The sequence below is a fragment of the Streptomyces sp. NBC_00212 genome (genome assembly GCF_045206365.1).
In the GTDB taxonomy this organism is placed as follows: domain Bacteria; phylum Actinomycetota; class Actinomycetes; order Streptomycetales; family Streptomycetaceae; genus Streptomyces.
The window spans coordinates 6,685,595-6,706,215 of sequence record NZ_CP108115.1; the positions used below are offsets into that span (position 1 = coordinate 6,685,595).

General features: G+C 71.1%; 20 protein-coding genes. 12 read left to right on the plus strand and 8 right to left on the minus strand.

Going from position 1 to position 20,621, the window contains the following annotated elements; translation table 11 throughout:
- Positions 1–31: 31 nt before the first annotated feature.
- Together OHA17_RS30465 and OHA17_RS30470 are read right to left on the minus strand one after the other, a co-directional pair.
- On the minus strand, positions 32–1,012 hold the full coding sequence (locus OHA17_RS30465) for a DEDDh family exonuclease (protein WP_406509195.1): 981 nt from the start codon (positions 1,010–1,012) through the stop codon (positions 32–34).
- A 169-nt stretch (positions 1,013–1,181) separates the two neighbouring features.
- A complete protein-coding gene (locus tag OHA17_RS30470) occupies positions 1,182–1,808 on the minus strand; it encodes a TetR/AcrR family transcriptional regulator (RefSeq protein ID WP_406509196.1) in 627 nt (208 codons plus the stop codon).
- Positions 1,809–1,934: 126 nt separating this feature from the next.
- Here OHA17_RS30470 and OHA17_RS30475 point away from each other — a divergent pair, with 126 nt between their 5' ends.
- From OHA17_RS30475 to OHA17_RS30510, 8 genes are all read left to right on the plus strand, one after another.
- Positions 1,935–2,732, plus strand: coding sequence for an acetoacetate decarboxylase family protein (locus OHA17_RS30475; RefSeq protein WP_406509197.1), 798 nt, complete (start codon positions 1,935–1,937; stop codon positions 2,730–2,732).
- 2 nt (positions 2,733–2,734) lie between these two features.
- Positions 2,735–3,619, plus strand: coding sequence for an SDR family NAD(P)-dependent oxidoreductase (locus tag OHA17_RS30480; protein ID WP_406509198.1), 885 nt, complete (start codon positions 2,735–2,737; stop codon positions 3,617–3,619).
- 13 nt (positions 3,620–3,632) lie between these two features.
- Positions 3,633–4,943 (plus strand): amidohydrolase family protein, encoded by a 1,311-nt coding sequence (locus tag OHA17_RS30485; protein ID WP_406509199.1) that lies wholly within the window; start codon positions 3,633–3,635, stop codon positions 4,941–4,943.
- Positions 4,940–6,166, plus strand: a complete 1,227-nt coding sequence (locus tag OHA17_RS30490; protein ID WP_406509200.1) for an amidohydrolase family protein — start codon at positions 4,940–4,942, stop codon at positions 6,164–6,166. Before OHA17_RS30485 ends, OHA17_RS30490 begins: the two co-directional genes overlap by 4 nt.
- Positions 6,167–6,190: 24 nt before the next feature.
- Entirely contained in the window at positions 6,191–6,904 is a 714-nt protein-coding gene (locus OHA17_RS30495) for a VIT family protein (RefSeq protein ID WP_406509201.1), read from the plus strand.
- Positions 6,905–7,075: 171 nt separating this feature from the next.
- On the plus strand, positions 7,076–7,960 hold the full coding sequence (locus tag OHA17_RS30500) for a sterol desaturase family protein (RefSeq protein WP_406509202.1): 885 nt from the start codon (positions 7,076–7,078) through the stop codon (positions 7,958–7,960).
- The gene (locus OHA17_RS30505) at positions 7,957–8,622 is read left to right on the plus strand and encodes a lysoplasmalogenase (RefSeq protein WP_406509203.1); all 666 of its coding nucleotides are present in this window, start codon (positions 7,957–7,959) and stop codon (positions 8,620–8,622) included. Before OHA17_RS30500 ends, OHA17_RS30505 begins: the two co-directional genes overlap by 4 nt.
- Before the next feature lie 18 nt (positions 8,623–8,640).
- Positions 8,641–9,684, plus strand: coding sequence for a zinc-dependent alcohol dehydrogenase family protein (locus tag OHA17_RS30510; RefSeq protein ID WP_406509204.1), 1,044 nt, complete (start codon positions 8,641–8,643; stop codon positions 9,682–9,684).
- Between the two features lie 53 nt (positions 9,685–9,737).
- Here OHA17_RS30510 and OHA17_RS30515 read toward each other — a convergent pair whose 3' ends face one another.
- The gene (locus tag OHA17_RS30515; RefSeq protein WP_406509205.1) at positions 9,738–11,279 is read right to left on the minus strand and encodes a S8 family peptidase; all 1,542 of its coding nucleotides are present in this window, start codon (positions 11,277–11,279) and stop codon (positions 9,738–9,740) included.
- Between the two features lie 363 nt (positions 11,280–11,642).
- Between OHA17_RS30515 and OHA17_RS30520 the strand changes: the two genes are divergently transcribed.
- From OHA17_RS30520 to moaA, 3 genes are all read left to right on the plus strand, one after another.
- Positions 11,643–12,008: a DUF485 domain-containing protein gene (locus tag OHA17_RS30520; RefSeq protein ID WP_053730742.1), complete on the plus strand. Its 366-nt coding sequence runs from the start codon at positions 11,643–11,645 to the stop codon at positions 12,006–12,008.
- Positions 12,005–13,633, plus strand: coding sequence for a cation acetate symporter (locus OHA17_RS30525; RefSeq protein ID WP_406509206.1), 1,629 nt, complete (start codon positions 12,005–12,007; stop codon positions 13,631–13,633). The genes OHA17_RS30520 and OHA17_RS30525 overlap by 4 nt, the downstream gene beginning before the upstream one ends.
- 174 nt (positions 13,634–13,807) lie before the next feature.
- A complete protein-coding gene (gene moaA, locus OHA17_RS30530; RefSeq protein WP_406509207.1) occupies positions 13,808–14,797 on the plus strand; it encodes a GTP 3',8-cyclase MoaA in 990 nt (329 codons plus the stop codon).
- Here moaA and OHA17_RS30535 read toward each other — a convergent pair.
- Positions 14,780–15,019 carry a hypothetical protein gene (locus OHA17_RS30535; RefSeq protein ID WP_406509208.1) on the minus strand — a complete coding sequence of 80 codons (240 nt, stop codon included), beginning with the start codon at positions 15,017–15,019 and terminating at the stop codon, positions 14,780–14,782. The two genes, moaA and OHA17_RS30535, sit on opposite strands and share 18 nt — an antisense overlap.
- A gap of 195 nt (positions 15,020–15,214) precedes the next feature.
- Positions 15,215–15,589 (minus strand): DUF3099 domain-containing protein, encoded by a 375-nt coding sequence (locus OHA17_RS30540; RefSeq protein WP_406510852.1) that lies wholly within the window; start codon positions 15,587–15,589, stop codon positions 15,215–15,217.
- 214 nt (positions 15,590–15,803) lie between these two features.
- Here OHA17_RS30540 and OHA17_RS30545 point away from each other — a divergent pair, with 214 nt between their 5' ends.
- Positions 15,804–16,079, plus strand: coding sequence for a GlsB/YeaQ/YmgE family stress response membrane protein (locus OHA17_RS30545; protein WP_053730746.1), 276 nt, complete (start codon positions 15,804–15,806; stop codon positions 16,077–16,079).
- Positions 16,080–16,137: 58 nt separating this feature from the next.
- On the opposite strand, the gene tyrS is transcribed toward OHA17_RS30545, so the two are convergent.
- The 3 genes from tyrS to OHA17_RS30560 all read right to left on the minus strand — a co-directional run bounded on the left by tyrS (position 16,138) and on the right by OHA17_RS30560 (position 20,451).
- Entirely contained in the window at positions 16,138–17,406 is a 1,269-nt protein-coding gene (gene tyrS / locus OHA17_RS30550) for a tyrosine--tRNA ligase (protein ID WP_406509209.1), read from the minus strand.
- 44 nt (positions 17,407–17,450) lie between these two features.
- Positions 17,451–18,848, minus strand: a complete 1,398-nt coding sequence (locus OHA17_RS30555) for a metallopeptidase TldD-related protein (protein WP_406509210.1) — start codon at positions 18,846–18,848, stop codon at positions 17,451–17,453.
- Positions 18,849–18,939: 91 nt separating this feature from the next.
- The gene (locus OHA17_RS30560) at positions 18,940–20,451 is read right to left on the minus strand and encodes a TldD/PmbA family protein (protein WP_406510853.1); all 1,512 of its coding nucleotides are present in this window, start codon (positions 20,449–20,451) and stop codon (positions 18,940–18,942) included.
- Positions 20,452–20,621 lie beyond the last annotated feature (170 nt).

A 20,621-nucleotide genomic window follows, 5' to 3' on the forward strand; every position in this document is an offset into this window, starting at 1 on the left:
CGGCACGCACGGTGGGCGCCGCGCCCGGCACTCACCCGTCTGCCGGTGTCACGTCCCGCAGGAGTTGGGTGAAGGCGGCCTCGTCGACGACCGGTGTGCCGAACGACTTGGCCTTGACGGTCTTGGACGTCGCCGAGTCCGGATCGTTGGTGACGAGGAGGCTGGTGAGGCGCGAGACGCTGGTCGCCACGTGCAGCCCCGCCTCGATCGCCCGGTCCTCCAGGAGCTCGCGGTCTACGGAGGTGTCGCCGGAGAACGCCACCCGCATGCCCTGCTTCAGGGGCCGGTCCGGCTCGTAGCGGCCGGGGTTGGGGTGCGGGCAGGCGGGGCGCTTGCGCGAGGCCCGCCAGGTGCCCGAGCCGCCGCGGTAGGAGGCCTGGTAGCCGATGCGGGGGGTCGCCGGGGAGTCCGTCCACTCGGTGAGCGGGCGGCATTCGAGCAGCGGGAGGCGCACCCCGCCGGCCGCGGCCGCGTGCAGGCTCGGCCGGAACGCCTCGGCGAGCACCCGCGCGTCGTCCAGGGCGTGGTGCGCGCGCTGCTGCACGACGCCGTAGTGCGCGGCGAGCGACTCCAGTTTGTGGTTGGGCAGCGGCAGCGCGAGCTCCTTGGACAGCGCGATGGTGCACAGCCGCTGCCTGACCGGCGCGGTGCGCTCGGCCCGCGCGTACTCGCGCGCGATCATCTGCCAGTCGAAGATCGCGTTGTGCGCGACCAGGACCCGCCCGTCGAGCCGGGCCGCGAACTCCTCGGCGATCTCCGGGAAGAGCGGCGCCCCTTCAAGGACGTCACTGGTCAGCCCGTGGATCCACACCGGGCCCGGGTCGCGCTCGGGGTTGACCAGCGTGTACCAGTGGTCCTCGACGTTGCCCTGGGCGTCCAGCCGGTAGACGGCAGCCGAGATTATCCGGTCGTCGCGGGCGAGGCCGGTGGTCTCCACGTCGACGACCGCGTACCCCGGTGGGTAGGCGGCCGGCCACGTCGCTGCTGTCGTCAGGTCGTCGAGCATGGTCACAGAGAATACGGGGCGACACTGACACTCCGGGCCGGGGCCGGGTGGGCGACCCGGTTCGCGGTGCCGGGCCCCGCCGGTCCGGAGCGGCCAACCGGCCCTGGTATCGGCCGATTTGGGGCTGTCGTGGACCCGCTCGGGAGCCACCCCTCCGTGTACCCGGGCCGGGGCCTCACGCGCCGCCCCCGGCCAGCAGCCCCGCCACGAGCGCCCGGACCGACTCCGTGAACAGCCGGTCCTGGTCCACCGGGGCGGCGAGCGCGCGGGCGAGGGACGGGTCCTGCTCGGCCGCCGCGGCGTGCCACAGCTCCTCCTCGGCCGGGCGCTGCACCGGCGCGCGCTCCCGGTTGCGCTCGACCAGGACGTACCCCACCACCTGGAACTGGATCGCCCGCACCGCCTGGGCCGCCCGGGCGCCGCGCAGGCCCGCCGCGTGCATCTCGTGGACCAGGGCCTCCTGTGCGGGCAGGAACATCCGCTCGGTCAGGCCGCGTTCGTGGACCATCGCGATCAGGTGCGGGCGCGCGCGCAGCTCCCGGCGCAGGGTGCGGGCCACCGACACGACGCGGGCGGCCGGGGTGCGCCCGCGCGGTCTGATCTCGCCCAGCTCCTCGACGGTCCGCTCGACGAGCGCGTCCAGGAGGGACTCGCGGTTGCCGACGTGCCAGTAGATCGAGGTGACCGCGGTGCCGAGCTCCGCCGCCAGCTTCCGCATGGTGAGGGCGGCCGGGCCGTGCTGTCTGACCAGGGATCCGGCCGCGGCGAGCACCTCCTCGCGGGTGAGTGACGTACGCGTCATATCTGACTCTCCATCAATTCCGGTGCGTGCACGGGTCTTTACCCTTCATCGGACGCGGTGTAACTGTGTTACAGAACCCCTGGAAGGGACAGCCTGCCGAGAACAGCCTGCGAAGGGTGGTACGACATGGCACGCGTACGGTACGGGGCGCGCACCGAGGACGAGATCCAGGCGGCGCGCACCGCGAGCTCCAAGCTCCCCGACATCTGGTCGACCGGCGTGGTGGCGGTCTGGGAGAGCGACCCCGACGCGGTCGCGGCCGTGCTGCCGCCGCCGCTCAAGCCCGCGCAGCGCCCGCTGGTGCGGGCCAACATCAGCAAGGTCGACCTGCCCGGCTATCCGCTCGGCGCGGGCTCGGTGGCGGTCGCCGCCGTGCACGACGGGCAGGAGGGCTGGTATCCGCTGGTCATGCCGATGACGCACGAGCGGGCCCTGATCGGCGGGCGCGAGGTGTTCGGCGAGCCGAAGAAGCTCGGCGAGGTCCTCGTCGAGCGCGACGGCCTGGCCGTGAAGGCCTCGCTGGCCCGGCACGGGATCGCGTTCGTGGAGGTGCGGGGCGCCGTCGAGGGCGCGCTGCCGCTGCCGGAGCCGACCCGGAAGACGGACTTCTACTTCAAGTTCCTGCCCGCCGTGGACGGCGAGGGCTTCGACGCCGACCCCGTCCTCGTCCACTGCGTACGCAACGAGAAGGTGCGCAAGCTGGAGAAGATCACCGGCGATGTGGTGCTGCGCGAGTCGATGTACGACCCGGTCGCCGACCTTCCGGTGCGCCGCGTCGTCGAGATCACCATCGGCGAGAAGACCACCGACCAGAAGGGCCGGGTGGCCGAACGGGTCAGCGCGCAGGCCCTGTTGCCGTACATCCACCAGCGCTACGACGACCCCCAGCAGATCCTCGACGGGCCGCCCGAGGGGAGCGTCTGACCATGGAGCTCGGGCAGGGGCAGGTCGCCGTCGTCACGGGTGCGGCGAGCGGGATCGGTCTTGCGATGGCCCGGCGGTTCGCCGCCGAGGGCCTCAGGGTCGTCCTCGCCGACGTCGAGGAGGGCGCCCTGGAGAAGGCCGCCGGGCAACTGCGCGAGGACGGGGCGCAGGTGCTCGCGCGCACCGTCGACGTCAGCGAGCGGGACTCCGTGATCGCGCTCGCGGACGCCGCGTACGAGACCTTCGGCGCCGTGCACGTGCTCTGCAACAACGCGGGCGTCGGCTCCGGCGCCGAGGGCCGCATGTGGGAGCACGAGGTCAACGACTGGAAGTGGGCGTTCGCGGTCAATGTGTGGGGTGTCTTCCACGGCATCCAGGCCTTCGTGCCCCGCATGATCGCGGGCGGCGAGCCCGGCCGGGTCGTCAACACCTCGTCCAGTGACGGCGGGATCGCCCCGCTGCCGACCGCGTCCGTGTATGCCGTCACCAAGTCGGCCGTCGTCACGATGACCGAGTCCCTGTACGCGCATCTGAAGGCGGAGGGCGCGGCGCTGGGCGCCTCGGTGCTCTTCCCCGGGCCGCACATGCTGCGCACCGGACTGTGGGAGTCGCACCGCAACCGGCCCGAGCGGTACGCGAAGGAGCGGCCGCGCCGGACTCCGTACCGCAGCCTCGACCAGTGGGAGGCGGCCATGAAGGCGGCCGGCCAGGAGATCGAGTTCACCCCGGTCGAGTCCGTGGCCGCCGAGGTCGTCGACGGGATCCGCGCCGACCGGTTCTGGATGCTGCCCGCGAGCGAGCACAGCGACCGGCAGATCAGAGCGCGGTCGCAGGCAATGCTCGACCGGGCGAACCCGGCGTACCTGGAAAGCTTCATCCTGGACTGACGAGGGACGTGCGATGACAGCACAGAACACGGCGCGGCACGCGGCGCAGAACGACCCGTACCTGATCATCTCCTCCGACTGCCACGCCGGGCTGCCCACCGAGCGGTACCGGCCCTATCTGGACGCCCGGTTCCACCGGGACTTCGACCAGTTCCTCGCGGGGCGCGACCGCCGCCGCGAGGAGATGACCCGGCTCGGCGTGCGCAACGAGGCGTTCGCCGACAAGTGGTTCAGCGACAACGAGGAAGGCCTGCGCGGCGGTTGGGACGCGGCGCAGCGGCTCAAGGAGCTCGACGGGGACGGCGTGGCCGCCGAGGTCGTCTTCCCCGACGCGGACGCCGTCGACAGCCAGACCGCCGCGCCCTTCGGCGTGGGCCTCGGCCTCTCCGGCGACCAGGACCCCGAGCTCGGCATGGCGGGCGCGCAGGCGCACAACCGCTGGCTCGCCGAGTTCGTCGGCCAGAATCCCGAACGGCACTGCGGGGTCGCCCTGCTGCCGGTCACCGGCGAGGTCGACCGGGTGGTCGCCGAGATCCACCGGGCCAAGGAGTCCGGGCTCGGCGCGCTGATGATCCCCTCGATGTGGGTGGACCGCGCCCCCTACCACGACCGCCGCTACGACCCGGTCTGGGCGGCGGCCGCCGAGAGCGGGATGCCGCTGGTGACCCACTCGGGCGCGGCCCCGCGCCACGAGTACGGCGACCACCTGGGGATCTATGTGTCCGAGGTGACGTTCTGGCCCGCCCGGCCCCTCTGGTTCCTGCTGTGGTCGGGCGTCTTCGAGCGCCACCCGGGCCTGAAGTTCGGGGTGGCGGAGTCGGGCTGCTGGTGGCTGCCGAACCTGCTGTGGTTCATGGACCGGCTCTACCTCGGCGCGCACGGCGGCAAGAAGCTCTCCCCGTTCGCCGAGCTGAAGCGCCCGCCGAGCGAGTACCTGGACCGGCAGATCTTCATCTGCGCCACCAACACCAAGCGCCGCGAGCTGGCCCAGCGCTACGAGATCGGCGTCGACAACATCCTGTGGGGCTCCGACTTCCCGCACCCGGAAGGGACGTGGCCGAACACCCGCGAGTGGCTGCGCAACACCTTCCACGACATTCCGGTGGCCGAGACCCGGCGGATGCTGGGCCTGGCGGCGGCGGAGGTCTTCGGCTTCGACACGGAGAAGCTCGCGCCGATCGCCCGCCGGATCGGGCCCACCCCCGCCGAACTCGGCCAGAGCGACGACCAGTTGGCGGTCGAGGAGTCCTGGGCGCGCTCGCGCGAGGTGGGCCGGCACTGGCTCACCGAACACGACTTCCCGGTCCTGGGGGTGTCGTCATGACGGACCGCTACACCGTCATCTCGGCGGACTGCCACGCCGGGGCCGACCTCCTGGACTACCGCCCGTACCTGGAGTCCAAGCACCACGAAGCCTTCGACGCGTGGGCGGCGACCTACGTCAACCCGTACGAGGACCTGATGGCGGACACCGCCGACCGCAACTGGAACTCGGCCCGGCGGCTGGCCGATCTTGAGGCGGACGGCATCGTGGCGGAGGTCGTCTTCCCGAACACGATCCCGCCGTTCTTCCCCTCCGCCTCCCTCATGGCGCCCGCGCCCACCCGCGAGGAGTTCGAGCAGCGCTGGGCGGGCCTGCGCGCCCACAACCGCTGGTTGGCCGACTTCTGCGCCGAGGCGCCGGGCCGCCGGGCGGGCGTCGCGCAGATCCTCCTGAACGACGTCGACGAAGCGGTACGGGAGATCCGCCGGGTCAAGGAGGCGGGCCTGACCGGCGGCATCCTGCTGCCCGGCGCGCCGCCGGGCTCGGGCGTCCCCGAGCTCTACTCCTCTGCGTACGACCCCATATGGGCGATCTGTGCGGAATTGGGCGTGCCGGTCAACCATCACGGGGGGGCCGCGTCCCCGCCGCTGGGGGAGGAGCCGGCGGCCCGGGCGGTGTTCATGGTGGAGACGACGTGGTTCTCGCACCGGGCGCTGTGGCACCTGATCTTCGGCGGCGCCTTCAACCGCCACCCGTCCCTCAAGCTCATCCTCACCGAGCAGGGTTCGGGCTGGATCCCCGGCGTCCTCGACATGCTGGACTACTACCACGCCCGCCTGGTGGCGGCCGCGACGAAGGCGTCCACGGCGGAGTCCAAGTTCGGCGCGGGCCTCGCGGAGTCCATGGGCAGGGGCCCGTCCCAGGTCTGGCGGGACAACTGCTTCGTCGGCGCGAGCTTCATGCGTCCGCACGAGGTGCCGCTGCGGGACCGGATCGGCCTCGACAAGATCATGTGGGGCAGCGACTACCCGCACGACGAGGGCACGACCCCGTTCTCCCGGGAGGGGCTGCGGATCGCGTACGCGGGCCTGCCGAGCGACGAGGTCGCGGCCATGGTCGGCGGCAACGCGGCCCGCGTCTACGGCTTCGACCTGCCCTCTCTCGACAAGGTCGCGGCCCGGGTCGGCCCCACCGTGGCGGAGATCGCCGAGCCGCTGAAGGAGATCCCGCCGCAGGCGACGAGCCCGGCGTTCGCGCCGGGTGGGTCGGTGCGCGTGTGGTGAGGGGCGGGGTGAGACCCTCCCCGCATGAGCTCAACCGACCAGCACGACGAGGCGCACAACGGGGCGCTCGGCTCGCGGCTCAACTGGCTGCGGGCCGCGGTCCTGGGCGCCAATGACGGCATCGTGTCCACCGCCGGCCTCGTCGTCGGCGTGGCCGGCGCGACGGACGACCGCTCGGCCCTCCTGACGGCGGGCCTGGCCGGACTGCTCGCCGGTTCCATGTCGATGGCGGCCGGCGAGTACGTCTCCGTCTCCACCCAGCGCGACTCGGAGAAGGCCGCGCTCGCGACGGAACGCCGCGAACTCAAAGAGTTCCCCGAGGCCGAACTGGCCGAGCTCACCGGCCTGTTGGCGGATCGCGGCCTCAGCGAGGAGGTGGCCCGCGAGGCGGCGCTCCAGCTCACCGAACGCGACGCCCTGCGCGCGCACGCCCGCGTCGAGCTGGGCATCGACCCCGACGAACTCACCAACCCCTGGCACGCGGCGTGGGCCAGCTTCTTCGCCTTCACAGCGGGCGCGCTGCTCCCGCTCCTGGCCATCGTCCTGCCCCCGGCCTCGGTCCGCCTGTACGTCACGGTCGGCTCGGTCCTGGCCGCACTGGCCCTGACGGGCTGGTGGAGCGCCCGCCTGGGCGCGGCCCCGGTGAGCCGCGCGATCCTGCGGAACGTGGGTGGGGGTGCGGTGGCCATGGGGGTTACTTATGGGGCGGGGGTGCTTTTGGGGGCGGTGGGGGCGTGACCCCGCGGAGGACCTTCGCGAGGCGGTCCGGCGACGCGGGCTTCGGCAGGGGGCGCACCGGTCCGGCCACCCCATTGGCAGAACTCACCAAAGCCTGCTGACAACACGTCTCGCATACTTGTGGGTAACAACATCTAGCCGGACCTGCCACCCCGCCCCTACGGTGCAGGCATGTCGCCGAACCTGCCCGATGTCGTGCTGTGGTCGATACCCGCCTTCGTGCTGCTCACCGTCATCGAGATGGTGAGCTACCGGCTCCATCCGGACGAGGACGCCGCCGGGTACGAGACGAAGGACGCCGCCACCAGCGTCGGCATGGGCCTGGGCAGTCTGGTCTTCGACGCGTTGTGGAAGATTCCGATCGTCGCCATCTACACGGCGGTCTACGCGCTGACCCCGCTCGCGATCCCGGTCCTGTGGTGGACGGTGCCGCTGATGCTGCTCGGGCAGGACTTCTTCTACTACTGGTCGCACCGCGGCCACCACGTGATCCGGATCCTGTGGGCCTGCCACGTGGTGCACCACTCCAGCCGCAAGTTCAACCTCACCACCGCGCTGCGCCAGCCCTGGACGAGCTGGACCGTGTGGCCCTTCTACGTGCCGCTCATCGCGCTCGGCGTGCACCCGGCAGTCCTCGCGTTCTGCTCGTCGGCGAACCTCGTCTACCAGTTCTGGGTGCACACCGAGCGGGTCGACAAGCTGCCCCGCCCGTTCGAGTTCGTCTTCAACACGCCCTCCCACCACCGGGTGCACCACGCCTCCCAGGGCGGCTACCTCGACCGGAACTTCGGCGGCATCCTGATCATCTGGGACCGGATGTTCGGCTCGTTCACGGCCGAGACCGAGCGGCCCGTGTTCGGCCTCACCAAGAACATCTCCACCTTCAACCCGCTGCGCGTCGCCACCCACGAGTACGCCGCCATCGCCCGCGACGTACGCGCCGCCCGCACCTGGCGGGAGCGGGCCGGGCGGGTCTTCCGCGGCCCGGGCTGGCAGCCGCAGCCCCCGGTGGCGACGGCCGCCGAGCCCGCCGCCGTGGCGGAGCGCGCCGTATGACGCAGCCCGGCGCGGACGCCGTCCCGCGCGGGCTGACCGCGAAGGCCGCCACGGTCCCCCCGCTCCTGATCGCCTTCGGCCTCGCCTCGGCCGTCGATCTGGTCTCCCTCCTCGCGGGCTGGCACACCGGGCACCTCGTCGCCAAGCCGCTGCTCATGCCGCTGCTCGCCGGGCACGTGTACGCGCGGGGCGGGCCCCGGCTGCTCATCGCGGCGCTGCTGTGCGGCTGGGGCGGCGACGTGTTCCTGCTCTCCGGCGCCGATGCCGCGTTCCTGCTCGGCATGGGCTGCTTCGCCGCCGGGCACGTCTGCTACCTCGTGCTGTTCGGGCGGGGCAGGACACATGCCGGGCTCGGTGCCGCGTACGGGATCGCGCTCGTCGGGACCGTCGCCGCGCTCTGGCCGGACCTGCCGGGCGGGCTGCGGATCCCGGTCGCCGGATACAGCCTGCTGCTCACCGCGATGGCCTACCGCTCATCGCGGCTCGGGCCGCTCGTGGGCCTCGGCGGGGCGCTGTTCCTGCTCTCCGACACCCTCATCGCCACCGGCGTCGCCCACTGGCCGCAGCCGCCGCGCCCCGACTTCTGCGTCATGCTGACCTATCTCGCCGCGCAGGCACTTCTCGCACAGGCGTACCGTGAGGAGTCCCGTACCACCCCCTGACCGGCAAGGACCAGCAGCATGCGCGCCACCGTCATCCACGCCCCCCACGACATCAGGGTGGAGGAGGTGCCGGACCCGAAGGTCCAGGTGCCCACCGACGCGGTCGTCCGCGTCCTGCGGGCCTGCATCTGCGGCAGCGACCTGTGGGCGTACCGCGGCGAGTCCGCCCGGCAGCCCGGGCAGCGCATCGGGCACGAGTTCCTCGGCATCGTCGAGGAGGCCGGCCCCGAGGTGCGCGGGTTCAGCAAGGGCGACCTCGTCGTCGCGCCCTTCGTCTGGTCGGACGGCACCTGCGACTTCTGCTCCGAGGGCCTGACCACCTCCTGCCCGCAGGGCGGGTTCTGGGGCTCGGTCGGCTCCGACGGCGGCCAGGGCGAGGCCGTACGTGTTCCGTTCGCCGACGGCACCCTCGTCAAGCTCCCCGCCGACGCGGCATCCGACGACCACCTGCTGACCGCGCTCCTCGCGCTGTCCGACGTCATGGGCACCGGCCACCACGCGGCCGTCGGCGCGGGCGTCACGCGCGGCTCGACCGTCGCCGTCGTCGGTGACGGCGCCGTCGGCCTGTGCGGGGTGCTCGCCGCCAAGCGGCTCGGCGCGGAGCGCATCATCGCGCTCGGCCGCCACCAGGTCCGTACCGACATCGCGAAGCTCTTCGGCGCCACCGACGTCGTCGCCGAGCGCGGCGAGGCAGCCGTCGCCGCGGTGCGTGAGCTGACCCGCGGCCAGGGCGCGCACTCGGTCATCGAGGCCGTAGGCACCGAGCAGTCCATGCGCACCGCCGTCGAGATCACCCGCGACGGCGGCGCCATCGGCTACGTCGGCGTCCCGCACGGCTCCGGCACCGGCCTCGACCTCGGCGTCATGTTCGACCGCAACATCGCGCTGCGCGGCGGCGTCGCCCCCGTGCGCACCTACATCCCCGAGCTGCTCGCCGACGTGCTCGACGGCACCATCGACCCGTCCCCGGTCTTCGACCTCACGGTCGGCATCGAGGGCGTGCCGGGCGGCTACCGGGCGATGGACGACCGCACCGCGCTCAAGGTCCTCGTCAAGCCGTAGCACGCACGCCGAAGGGGCCGCCCGCAGAACGGACGGCCCCCTCAACTCCCTTGCTACTTCACGGCGTTGAGGGCATTGGCGATGCCCGCACCGTAGAAGCCGTTGTAGAACGTGCCGCCCTGGCAGACCGCGTCCGCCTTGCCGTCACCATCGATGTCGTACGGCGTCGTGCACGGCGTCCGGTCCGCCTGCAGTGCGAGCAGCGCCTTGATCTGAGCCGCCGAGGCGTGCGGGTGCTGCGACTTCAGCAGGGCCGCCACACCCACCACATGGGGCGTCGCCATCGACGTACCGGCCATGTAGGCCCAGGTGCCGCCCGGGACCGGGCCGAGGATCAGGCCGCTGGTGGCCGGGGCCTGCGGCGGCTGGTACGCGGTCGAGTCGCCGCCCGGGGCCGCGATGTCGATCACGCCGAGGCCGTAGTTGGAGAACGACGACTTGAGGCCCTTGGCGCCGGTCGAGGCGACCGTCACCACACCGGGCAGCTGGGTCGGGATGTCCAGGCACTCACGCGGGTTGATCACCCGGCTGCCCGGAGTCGTGTCGTTGGGGCTCGAAGGGTCGGTGAGGGAGTCGGCCGCGAAGTCGTTGTTCTCGTTGCCTGCCGCCGCCACGTTGACCGTGCCCTTGGACTCGGCGTACTTCGACGCCCGGGTGATCGCGTCGACCAGCGCCTTCTGGTCGGGGTCGTTCTTGCAGTTGAAGTACCAGGGGTCGGTGTAATAGCTGTTGTTCGTCACGTCGATGTGGTGCTCGGCCGCCCACACGAAACCGCAGACCACGGCCTCCGTGTAGAAGAAGCTGCCGCCCTGCGTCGACACCTTGACGGCCGCGACCTTCACGCCGGGCGCGACCCCGGTGATGCCGACGCCGTTCTTGGCGCCCGCGATCTCACCCGCCACATGGGTGCCGTGCGGGGAGCCGCCGGTGGTGAACGGGCGCCAGGCGCCGTCCGTGGTGTCCGGCTTGCCGGTGATGCAGCTGACCGACTTGGCCCGGTCGAAGTTGGGCGCGATGTCGGGGTGGGTGTCGTCGACGCCGGTGTCGATCACGCCGACGGTGACCTTGGAGCTGCCCAGCGTCTTCTCGTGCGCCTTGTCCGCCTTGATCGCCTTCAGGTCCCACTGGAGCGGCTCAAGGGGATCCTCACCCGGCGCGGCCTTCGCGGACGCGGCCTTCAGGTCCTCGGCGGTGAGCTTCTTCGGCGTGCCCACATCGGTGGTGGACTGCGCGGGCAGCGGCGCCGTCCGCGTCGCCCCCGCCGAATCGACGCCCTTGACCTCGCGGATCGTCTTCGCGAAGTCCGCGTTGGCGGAGTGCACGACGAGCACGCCGATCTGGTCGTACGCCTGGAGCACCGAGCCGCCCGCATCGGCGACGGCTCTCTGCACCCGGGCCGAATTCCCGTGCCCGGGGCGGATGTTGACGATGTAGCTCAGCTCGGGCCCGGCCGTCTGCGCGGCCTTCGCGCTCGACGGACCGATGTCGAAGGAAGCGGCCGAAGCCGTGCCGGGAAGCAGCGCCAGAGCGGCGGCGGTGGCCAGGCCCGCCGAGGCGGCGACGGCGCGGCGCGTACGGGAGATGTGCAACGGCATGGGGTCTCCATGGGGTTGGCGGAACTCTCGATGCGTACGTGGGTGAAGAACCCGGGAAGGGCGAAGACAACTGCTCCGGCACCGGAACCGCCCGGGGCATTGAGCAGTGAAGCTATCGCCGATCATCTCGACGGATCAACGTTTTGTGCCGAGTCCGCGAAGAAAGTCGCGTACTCGACCCGGCGGGCGCGCGGAACGCGCCACGCGCCGGCAGGGGATGCGCCACGGAGAAAAAACGGCCGGACTGAACCGAGACGCCCCGCGCTCCGTGCCGTTGTCAGGGGGACCGCATCCAGCCCCACAGCGAGGACCCCTATGTCCGAACTTTCCGTTCCCGCCGCATCCGCACCGCGAGGAGATTCCGTGGCCACCGACGCGCCGCCGCCCGAAGCCGGGACGGACCCCCGTCCCGCCCAGCCCAGCACCGAGGCGTTCACCGCGGTGCAGCAGAGCGCGGAATTCGGCGAACTCCGCCGCGCCCACCGCTCGTTCGCCTTCCCGCTGACCATCGGCTTCATCGTCTGGTACCTGCTGTACGTGCTGCTGTCCAACTACGCGGGCGGCTTCATGGGCACCAAGCTCATCGGCAACATCAACGTGGCCTTCGTCTTCGGCCTCGCCCAGTTCCTGACCACGTTCCTCATCGCCTGGTTCTACTCGCGGCACGCCGCCGCGAAGCTCGACCCCAAGGCCGAGGCCATCAAGTCCCGCATGGAGGCCGACGCATGAGCCCCGCCCTCGTTCCCCTCGCCGCCTCCGCGACCACCGAGCACCGGCCGCTGATCATCACCCTGTTCGCGGTGTTCGTCGCCGCGACCCTCGCCATCACCGTCTGGGCCGGCCGGCAGACCAAGAACGCCTCCGACTTCTACGCGGGCGGCCGCCAGTTCACCGCCTTCCAGAACGGCCTCGCCGTCTCCGGCGACTACATGTCGGCCGCCTCGTTCCTCGGCATCGCCGGAGCCATCGCGCTGTTCGGCTACGACGGCTTCCTGTACTCCATCGGCTTCCTGGTCGCCTGGCTGGTGGCGCTCCTCCTGGTCGCCGAGCCGCTGCGCAACTCCGGCCGCTACACGATGGGCGACGTGCTCGCCTACCGGATGCGCCAGCGCCCGGTCCGCACCGCGGCCGGCGCCTCCACCATCGTCGTCTCGATCTTCTACCTGCTCGCGCAGATGGCCGGCGCGGGCGTGCTCGTCTCCCTGCTGCTCGGCATCACCACCGACGCGGGCAAGATCCTCATCGTCGCCCTGGTCGGCGTCCTGATGATCGTGTACGTCACCATCGGCGGCATGAAGGGCACCACCTGGGTCCAGATGGTCAAGGCGGTGCTGCTCATCGCGGGCGCGATCCTGATGACCTTCCTGGTGCTGCTCAAGTTCCACTTCAACATCTCCGACCTGCTCGGCACGGCCGCCGAGAAGAGCGGCAAGGGCTCGGCGTTCCTGGAGCCCGGCCTGAAGTACGGCGCGAACGGCACCTCCAAGCTCGACTTCATCTCGCTCGGCATCGCGCTGGTCCTCGGCACCGCGGGCCTGCCGCACATCCTGATCCGCTTCTACACGGTGCCCACCGCGAAGGCCGCCCGTAAGTCCGTGAACTGGGCGATCGGCATCATCGGCGCCTTCTACCTGATGACGATCGCGCTCGGCTTCGGCGCGGCCGCCCTCGTGGGCCCCGCCGCCATCAAGGCGCAGAACCCGGCGGGCAACACCGCGGCCCCGCAGCTCGCCGAGTACCTGGGCGGCGGCGTCGGCACCACGGGCGGGGCGACGCTGCTCGCGGTGATCTCGGCGGTCGCCTTCGCGACCATCCTCGCCGTCGTCGCCGGCCTCACCCTCGCCTCGTCCTCCTCCTTCGCGCACGACATCTACGCCAACGTCATCCGCAAGGGGAAGGCGACCGAGAAGGAGGAGATGAGGGCCGCCCGTTGGGCCACCGTGTTCATCGGCGCGATCGCGATCGTGCTCGGCGCCTTCGCCCGCGACATGAACGTGGCCGGTCTGGTCGCGCTCGCCTTCGCGGTCGCCGCATCGGCGAACCTGCCGACCATCCTGTACAGCCTGTTCTGGAAGCGCTTCACCACCCAGGGCGCGCTGTGGTCGATCTACGGCGGCCTGTTCAGCTCGGTGTTCCTGGTGCTGTTCTCGCCCGTCGTCTCCGGCAACCCGAAGACGTCGATGTTCAAGGGCGTCGACTTCCACTGGTTCCCGCTGGAGAACCCGGGCCTGATCTCCATCCCGCTCGGCTTCCTGCTCGGCTGGATCGGATCGCTCCTGTCCAAGGAGGAGCCCGACGCCGGCAAGTACGCCGAGCTGGAGGTCAAGTCCCTCACGGGCGTCGGCGCCCACTGACGTACATCCGCACCGCGCATGGCCGAGGCCGTGTCGTAGAGTCCTACGACACGGCCCCGCCGCACCTCGTGACAATCGGCCCCTCCAGTTGTCGGACGCAACGCGTAGGCTCGGGTGTATACACATTCGACGGATGTGCGACTGACCTTCGACGGACAGGGGAGGGGGCCCACAGTGCTCATCGACACCTACGGCCGAGTGGCCACTGACCTGCGTGTCTCACTCACCGACCGGTGCAATCTGCGGTGCACGTACTGCATGCCGGAAGAGGGTCTGCAGTGGCTGGCCAAGCCCGATCTGCTGACCGACGACGAGATCGTCCGCCTCATCCGCATCGCCGTCACCGACCTCGGTGTGAATGAGGTCCGCTTCACCGGCGGCGAGCCGCTGCTGCGCCCGGGCCTGGTCGGGATCGTCGAGCGCTGCGCCGCCCTGGAGCCGCGCCCCAAGATGTCGATCACCACCAACGGCATCGGCCTCAAGCGCACCGCGACCGCCCTGAAGGCCGCCGGGCTCGACCGCGTCAACGTCTCCCTTGACACCCTGCGGCCCGACGTCTTCAAGACACTGACCCGCCGCGACCGCCACAAGGACGTCATCGAGGGCATGGAGGCCGCCCGCGAGGCAGGCCTCACCCCGGTCAAGGTCAACGCCGTCCTGATGCCGGGCCTCAACGACGACGAGGCCCCCGACCTGCTCGCCTGGGCCGTCGAGCACGACTACGAGCTCCGCTTCATCGAGCAGATGCCGCTCGACGCCCAGCACGGCTGGAAGCGCGACGGCATGATCACCGCCGGCGACATCCTGGAATCGCTGCGTACGCGCTTCACGCTCACCCCCGAGGGCGACGACGAGCGGGGCTCCGCGCCCGCCGAGCGCTGGGTGGTCGACGGCGGCCCGCACACCGTGGGCGTCATCGCCTCGGTGACCCGCCCGTTCTGCCGGGCCTGCGACCGCACCCGGCTGACCGCCGACGGCCAGGTGCGCACCTGCCTGTTCGCCCGCGAGGAGTCCGACCTGCGTGCGGCCCTGCGCTCGGACGCCGGTGACGAGGAGATCGCCCGGCTGTGGAAGCTGGCGATGTGGGGAAAGAAGGCCGGTTCCGGTCTGGACGACCCCTCGTTCCTGCAGCCCGACCGCCCGATGTCAGCGATCGGCGGCTGAGCCGGCCGACTCCCACTCGGCGAGCGTCACGACATCCTTCAAGAAGCCCCGTACGCCCAGGAATTGGGAGAGGTGCTCGCGGTGCTCGTCGCAGGCGAGCCACGTCTTGCGTCGCTCCGGCGTGTGGATCTTCGGGTTGTTCCAGGCCAGGACCCACACGGCGGCGGCACGGCAGTCCTTGGCGGAACAGCTGGGGGTCTCGTCAGTCGTCTCGTCACTCACAGAGACATTGTCCGTCATGCGACCCCGTACAAAAGGCGACGCCGAGCAGCCACGGGGGGAGCTGCCCGGCGTCGGTCCGTCGCTCCGACGGGGGATGCGGAGCGCCTACGAAGTATGTCATGGGGGACCCGGTGTGGTGCACCGGAACTTCATGATTGATCTGAGGTTTTCCTGAGCTTCGCGGACGGTGACGGGTCAGCCTTGTTCGCGTGAAGGCCACTCCTGGTCACCGGCCGTGGGTTCCGTGGGGGATTCCGCGGAGCCGCCCGTCGGGGCCGCGCCCAGCGCCGGCCGGCTCGGGGCGGGGATGAAGGTGGAGGGCAGCGAAGTCACGTTCTCCCGGCCCGCGTTGGCGAACACGACCGCCACATAGGGCAGCAGCGCGCCGAGGACCAGCGTCACGATGGCGACAGGACGCTCGATGTTCCACAGCACCGCGGTCAGCACCACCGAAACGGTGCGGACCGACATCGAGATCACATAGCGGCGCTGCCGGCCGCGGACGTCCTCGGCGAGCCCCTGACGGGCCCCGGTGATCCGGAAGACCTGGCCGCTGCGCTGCTTCCGCATCACGTTCCACCACCCGAGTTCCACGGCGGGCTCTCCCCGGCCCGCACCTTTATCACCGTACGCCGGGGCTCCGCCGGGTTCGAGACCGGGGCGGCTCTTACCTGCGCGGATGCCACAGTACGTACCACGTAGGGAGGTGTCCGACATGCGCCGTACGGAGTACGGGCTGACACTGGCTGAACCTGCTCACGTCGAGCCGTACTAGGAGGCAGCCATGGGCTGGTTGTGGGCCATCATCGTGGGATTCGTGCTCGGTCTCATCGCCAAGGCGATCATTCCCGGCAAGCAGCACAGTCCGCTCTGGCTGACCACCATCTTCGGCATCATCGGCGGCATCGTAGGCAACTCGATCGCCCGGGCGATCGGGATCGCCGAGACCAAGGGCATCGACTGGGGCCGGCACGGCCTGCAGGTCGCGGCCGCCGTCGTCATCGTCTTCCTCGGCGACATGCTGTACATGGCGCTGCGCGGCAACAAACAGCGAGCCTGACGAGCAGGACGAAGGGGCGGTCCCGCAGCGGAACCGCCCCTTCGTACGTGTGCGAACCTCAGGCGCCGGTGACCTCGACGGCCGCCAGGTTCTTCTTGCCCCGGCGCAGCACCAGCCAGCGCCCGTGCAGGAGCTCCTCCGCCGTGGCCACCGCGTCCTCGGCGGTCACCTTCACGTTGTTCACGTAGGCGCCGCCCTCCTTCACGGTGCGGCGGGCGGCCGACTTGCTGGCGGCCAGGCCGACCTCGGCGAACAGGTCGGTGACCAGGCCGAGTTCGGACACCTGGGCGTGCGGCAGCTCGGACAGGGCGGCGGCCAGCGTCGACTCGTCCAGCTCGGTGAGCTCGCCCTGGCCGAACAGCGCCTTGGACGCGGCGATCACGGCCGCGCACTGGTCGGCGCCGTGCACCAGAGTGGTCAGCTCCTCGGCGAGCGCGCGCTGCGCGGCCCGAGCCTGCGGCCGCTCCTCGGTGAGCTTCTCCAGCTCCTCGATCTCCTCGCGGGACTTGAAGCTGAAGATCCGCAGGAACTTCGAGACGTCCCGGTCGTCCGCGTTCAGCCAGAACTGGTAGAAGGCGTACGGCGTGGTCTTCTCGGGGTCGAGCCAGACCGTGCCGGACTCCGTCTTGCCGAACTTGGTGCCGTCCGCCTTGGTGATCAGCGGCGTGGCCAGCGCGTGCACGTCGGCGTCGGGCTCGACCCGGTGGATCAGGTCGGTGCCCGCCGTGAGGTTGCCCCACTGGTCGCTGCCGCCGGTCTGCAGCGTGCAGCCGTACCTTCGGTTCAGCTCCAGGAAGTCCATGCCCTGGAGGATCTGGTAGCTGAACTCGGTGTAGCTGATGCCCGCGTCGGAGTTGAGCCGCCGCGCGACGGCCTCCTTCGCGATCATCTTGTTGACCCGGAAGTACTTGCCGACGTCCCGCAGGAAGTCGATGGCCGACAGGCCCGACGTCCAGTCCAGGTTGTTGACCATCGTCGCGGCGTGCGGGCCCTCGAAGTCGAGGAACCGCTCGATCTGGCCGCGCAGCCGCTCGACCCAGCCCGCCACGACCTCCGGCGCGTTCAGCGTGCGCTCCGAGTTCGGCTTCGGGTCGCCGATCAGGCCGGTGGCGCCGCCGACCAGGCCCAGCGGCCGGTTCCCCGCGAGCTGGATCCGGCGCATCGTGAGGATCTGCACCAGGTTGCCGAGGTGCAGGCTGGGCGCGGTCGGGTCGAAGCCGCAATAGAACGTGACGGGACCGTCCGCGAACGCCTTGCGCAATGCGTCCTCGTCAGTGGAGAGGGCGATCAGCCCACGCCACTGCAGTTCGTCGACGATGTCCGTCACGGGTCTCTTGTCTCCTTCAGACGTGCTTACTGACAGCACCGAGGTTATACGCCCCGGCTGACCGAACTCATGTTGAAGTCCGGGATGCGCAGCGCCGGCATCGCCGCCCGCGTGAAGTAGTCGCTCCACTCCCTGGGCAGGGTCTTCGCGGTGCGGCCGGCCTCGGTGGCCCGGGACAGCAGGTCCACCGGGGACTCGTTGAAGCGGAAGTTGTTCACCTCGCCGACCACCTCGCCGTTCTCGACGAGGTACACGCCGTCCCGGGTCAGACCGGTGAGCAGCAGCGTCGCCGGGTCCACCTCGCGGATGTACCAGAGGCAGGTCACCAGGAGGCCCCGCTCGGTGGCGGCGACCATCTCGTCCAGGGTGCGCTCGCCGCCGCCGTCCAGGATCAGGTTCCCGGGGGAGGGGGCGACCGGCAGGCCGGTGAGAGCGGCACTGTGCCGGGTGGTGACCAGGTGCTCCAGGCGGCCCTCGCGCATCCAGTCCGTCGCGGTGAGGGGAAGCCCGTTGTCGAACACCGACTCCGTGTCGCCCGAGGCGTGCGCCACCATGAACGGCGCGTACTCCAGGCCCGGCTCGTTCGGGTCGCTGCGCAGCGAGAGCGGCAGCCCGGAGAGGGTCTCGCCGATGCGGGTGCCGCCGCCCTGCTTCGAGAAGACGGTCCGGCCCTCGGCCGCGTCCCGGGCCGCCGCCGACCACAGCTGGTAGATCAGCAGGTCGGCCACGGCGGTCGGCGGCAGCAGCGTCTCGTACCGCCCGGCGGGCAGCTCGATGCGCCGCTCGGCCCAGCCGAGCCTGCGGGCGAGCTCCTCGTCGAGGGCCGCCACGTCGACGTCCTTGAAGTCGCCGGTCGCTCGCCCGGCCCAGGCCGAGCGGGTCCGGTCCGGAGACTTGGCGTTGAGCTCCAGGGTGCCGTTGGGCTGGTCGTGGCGCAGCCGCAGGCCCGTCGACGTACCGAGGTAGGCGGAGTTCAGCTCGTGGTTGGCGAAGCCGTACAGCTCGCGGCCGCCCGCCCTGGCCCGCGCGAAGGCCTCGCCGAGCGCGGGCGCGAAGTCGGCGAACACGGCGGAGGTGGTCTCGGCCGGGGCGTCGGTGAAGTCCGGGGACAGGGGCACCCCGGTGACCAGCGGCTGCGCGTCCTCGGCGGGCCCGGCGCCGCGCGCGGCCGCCTCCGCGGCCCGTACCAGCGGCTCCAGGTCGGCGGCGGTGACGGCCGAGCGCGAGACGACACCGGAGGCGGTGCCCTCGGCTCCGTCGACCGTCGCGATCACGGTCAGGGTGCGCCCGCGGGTGACGCCGTTGGTGGTCAGCGCGTTGCCGGCCCAGCGCAGGTTCGCCGAGGAGTGCTCGTCGGCGATGACGACACAGCCGTCGGCGGTGGACAGCTCCAGGGCCCGCTCGACGATCTCGTGCGGCTTGACGGTCGTACGGGAGCTCATCGCCCGGCCTCCTGCGTGGTGTTGAGGATGTGCTTTCCCGGGGGGCGACCCCCGGACCCCCAGCCGGGGGCGCTGTTGTCGGACCCGTGCTTCATCGACCCGCCTCTTGCGTGGTGTTGAGGATGTTGACGCCCCGGAACAGGGCCGACGGGCAGCCGTGGGAGACCGCGGCGACCTGGCCCGGCTGGGCCTTGCCGCAGTTGAAGGCGCCGCCCAGGACGTACGTCTGGGGGCCGCCGACCTTCTCCATGGAGCCCCAGAAGTCCGTGGTGGTCGCCTGGTAGGCGACGTCGCGGAGCTGGCCCGCGAGGCGTCCGTTCTCGATGCGGAAGAAGCGCTGGCCGGTGAACTGGAAGTTGTAGCGCTGCATGTCGATCGACCAGGACCGGTCGCCGACCACGTAGATGCCGCGCTCGACCCCGCCGATCAGGTCCTCGGTGGAGAGCCCGCCCGGGTCCGGCCGGAGCGAGACGTTCGCCATCCGCTGGACCGGAACGTGCCCGGGGGAGTCCGCGTAGGCGCAGCCGTTGGAACGGCCGAGGCCCGTCAACTTCGCGATGCGGCGGTCGAGTTGGTAGCCGACGAGCGTGCCGTCCTTCACCAGGTCCCAGGACTGCGCCTCGACGCCCTCGTCGTCGTAGCCGATGGTCGCGAGCCCGTGCTCGGCGGTCCGGTCGCCGGTCACGTTCATGACCTGCGAGCCGTACGCCAGCTTGCCCAGCTGGTCGAAGGTGGCGAACGAGGTGCCCGCGTACGCGGCCTCGTAGCCGAGCGCGCGGTCCAGCTCGGTGGCGTGGCCGATCGACTCGTGGATGGTCAGCCACAGGTTGGACGGGTCCACCACCAGGTCGTAGAGGCCGCTCTCGACGCTGGGCGCCCGCATCTTCTCGGCCAGAAGCGAAGGGATCTCATCCAGTTCCGCGTTCCAGTCCCAGCCGGTGCCGGTCAGGTACTCCCAGCCGCGCCCGACCGGCGGCGCGATGGTGCGCATCGAGTCGAACTCGCCGGTCGTGCGGTCCACCGCGATGGCCGTGAGCTGGGGGTGCAGCCGCACGCGCTGCTGGGTGGTCACGGTGCCCGCCGTGTCCGCGTAGAACTTGTTCTCGTGCACGGTGAGCAGCGAGGCGTCCACGTGCTCGACCCCGTCGGCGCCGAGCAGCCGCGCGCTCCAGTCGGCGAGCAGCGCGCTCTTGTCCTCGTCCGGCACCGAGAACGGGTCGATCTCGTAGGAGGAGATCCAGGTCTTCTCGGAGTGCACCGGCTCGGCCGCCAGCTCCACTCTCTCCTTGGACCCGGCGGCCGCGATGACCTGCGCGGACAGCTTGGCCATGGCCACCGCCTGGGAGGCGACCTTGGCCGCCGCGTCCATCGTCAGATCGACTCCGGAGGCGAACCCCCAGGCCCCGCCGTGCACGACCCGGACCGCGTAGCCGAGGTCGGTGGTGTCGGAGGAACCGGCGGGCCGGGCGTCGCGCAGGCGCCAGGCGGCGCTGCGCACCCGCTCGAACCGGAAGTCGGCGTGGTCGGCGCCGAGCGCGCGGGCCCGCGCGAGCGCCGCGTCGGCGAGCGCCCGCAGGGGCAGCGCCGTGAAGGCTTCGTCGATGGAATGGGTCCCAGATGGCACAGCTGTCTCCCTGTCGTATGAGACCGGTCGCCCCGATCATGTCGCGCCGACGGGCCTTGTGACTACGGCTTTCTGTAGGGACCCGACAGCGCTCGTTCCACGCCACTGTCAGGGCTCGATTCCTCGTAAGTCGGGCCGTACCGATAGTT

Excerpts from the sequence above, each read along its gene's own strand:
- OHA17_RS30470 (WP_406509196.1), bottom strand. The coding sequence starts at position 1,808 with ATGACGCGTACGTCACTCACCCGCGAGGAGGTGCTCGCCGCGGCCGGA.
- OHA17_RS30475 (WP_406509197.1), top strand. The coding sequence starts at position 1,935 with ATGGCACGCGTACGGTACGGGGCGCGCACCGAGGACGAGATCCAGGCG.
- OHA17_RS30480 (WP_406509198.1), top strand. The coding sequence starts at position 2,735 with ATGGAGCTCGGGCAGGGGCAGGTCGCCGTCGTCACGGGTGCGGCGAGC.
- OHA17_RS30485 (WP_406509199.1), top strand. The coding sequence starts at position 3,633 with ATGACAGCACAGAACACGGCGCGGCACGCGGCGCAGAACGACCCGTAC.
- OHA17_RS30490 (WP_406509200.1), top strand. The coding sequence starts at position 4,940 with ATGACGGACCGCTACACCGTCATCTCGGCGGACTGCCACGCCGGGGCC.
- OHA17_RS30495 (WP_406509201.1), top strand. The coding sequence starts at position 6,191 with ATGAGCTCAACCGACCAGCACGACGAGGCGCACAACGGGGCGCTCGGC.
- OHA17_RS30500 (WP_406509202.1), top strand. The coding sequence starts at position 7,076 with ATGTCGCCGAACCTGCCCGATGTCGTGCTGTGGTCGATACCCGCCTTC.
- OHA17_RS30505 (WP_406509203.1), top strand. The coding sequence starts at position 7,957 with ATGACGCAGCCCGGCGCGGACGCCGTCCCGCGCGGGCTGACCGCGAAG.
- OHA17_RS30510 (WP_406509204.1), top strand. The coding sequence starts at position 8,641 with ATGCGCGCCACCGTCATCCACGCCCCCCACGACATCAGGGTGGAGGAG.
- OHA17_RS30515 (WP_406509205.1), bottom strand. The coding sequence starts at position 11,279 with ATGCCGTTGCACATCTCCCGTACGCGCCGCGCCGTCGCCGCCTCGGCG.
- OHA17_RS30525 (WP_406509206.1), top strand. The coding sequence starts at position 12,005 with ATGAGCCCCGCCCTCGTTCCCCTCGCCGCCTCCGCGACCACCGAGCAC.
- OHA17_RS30540 (WP_406510852.1), bottom strand. The coding sequence starts at position 15,589 with ATGCGGAAGCAGCGCAGCGGCCAGGTCTTCCGGATCACCGGGGCCCGT.
- OHA17_RS30545 (WP_053730746.1), top strand. The coding sequence starts at position 15,804 with ATGGGCTGGTTGTGGGCCATCATCGTGGGATTCGTGCTCGGTCTCATC.
- OHA17_RS30555 (WP_406509210.1), bottom strand. The coding sequence starts at position 18,848 with ATGAGCTCCCGTACGACCGTCAAGCCGCACGAGATCGTCGAGCGGGCC.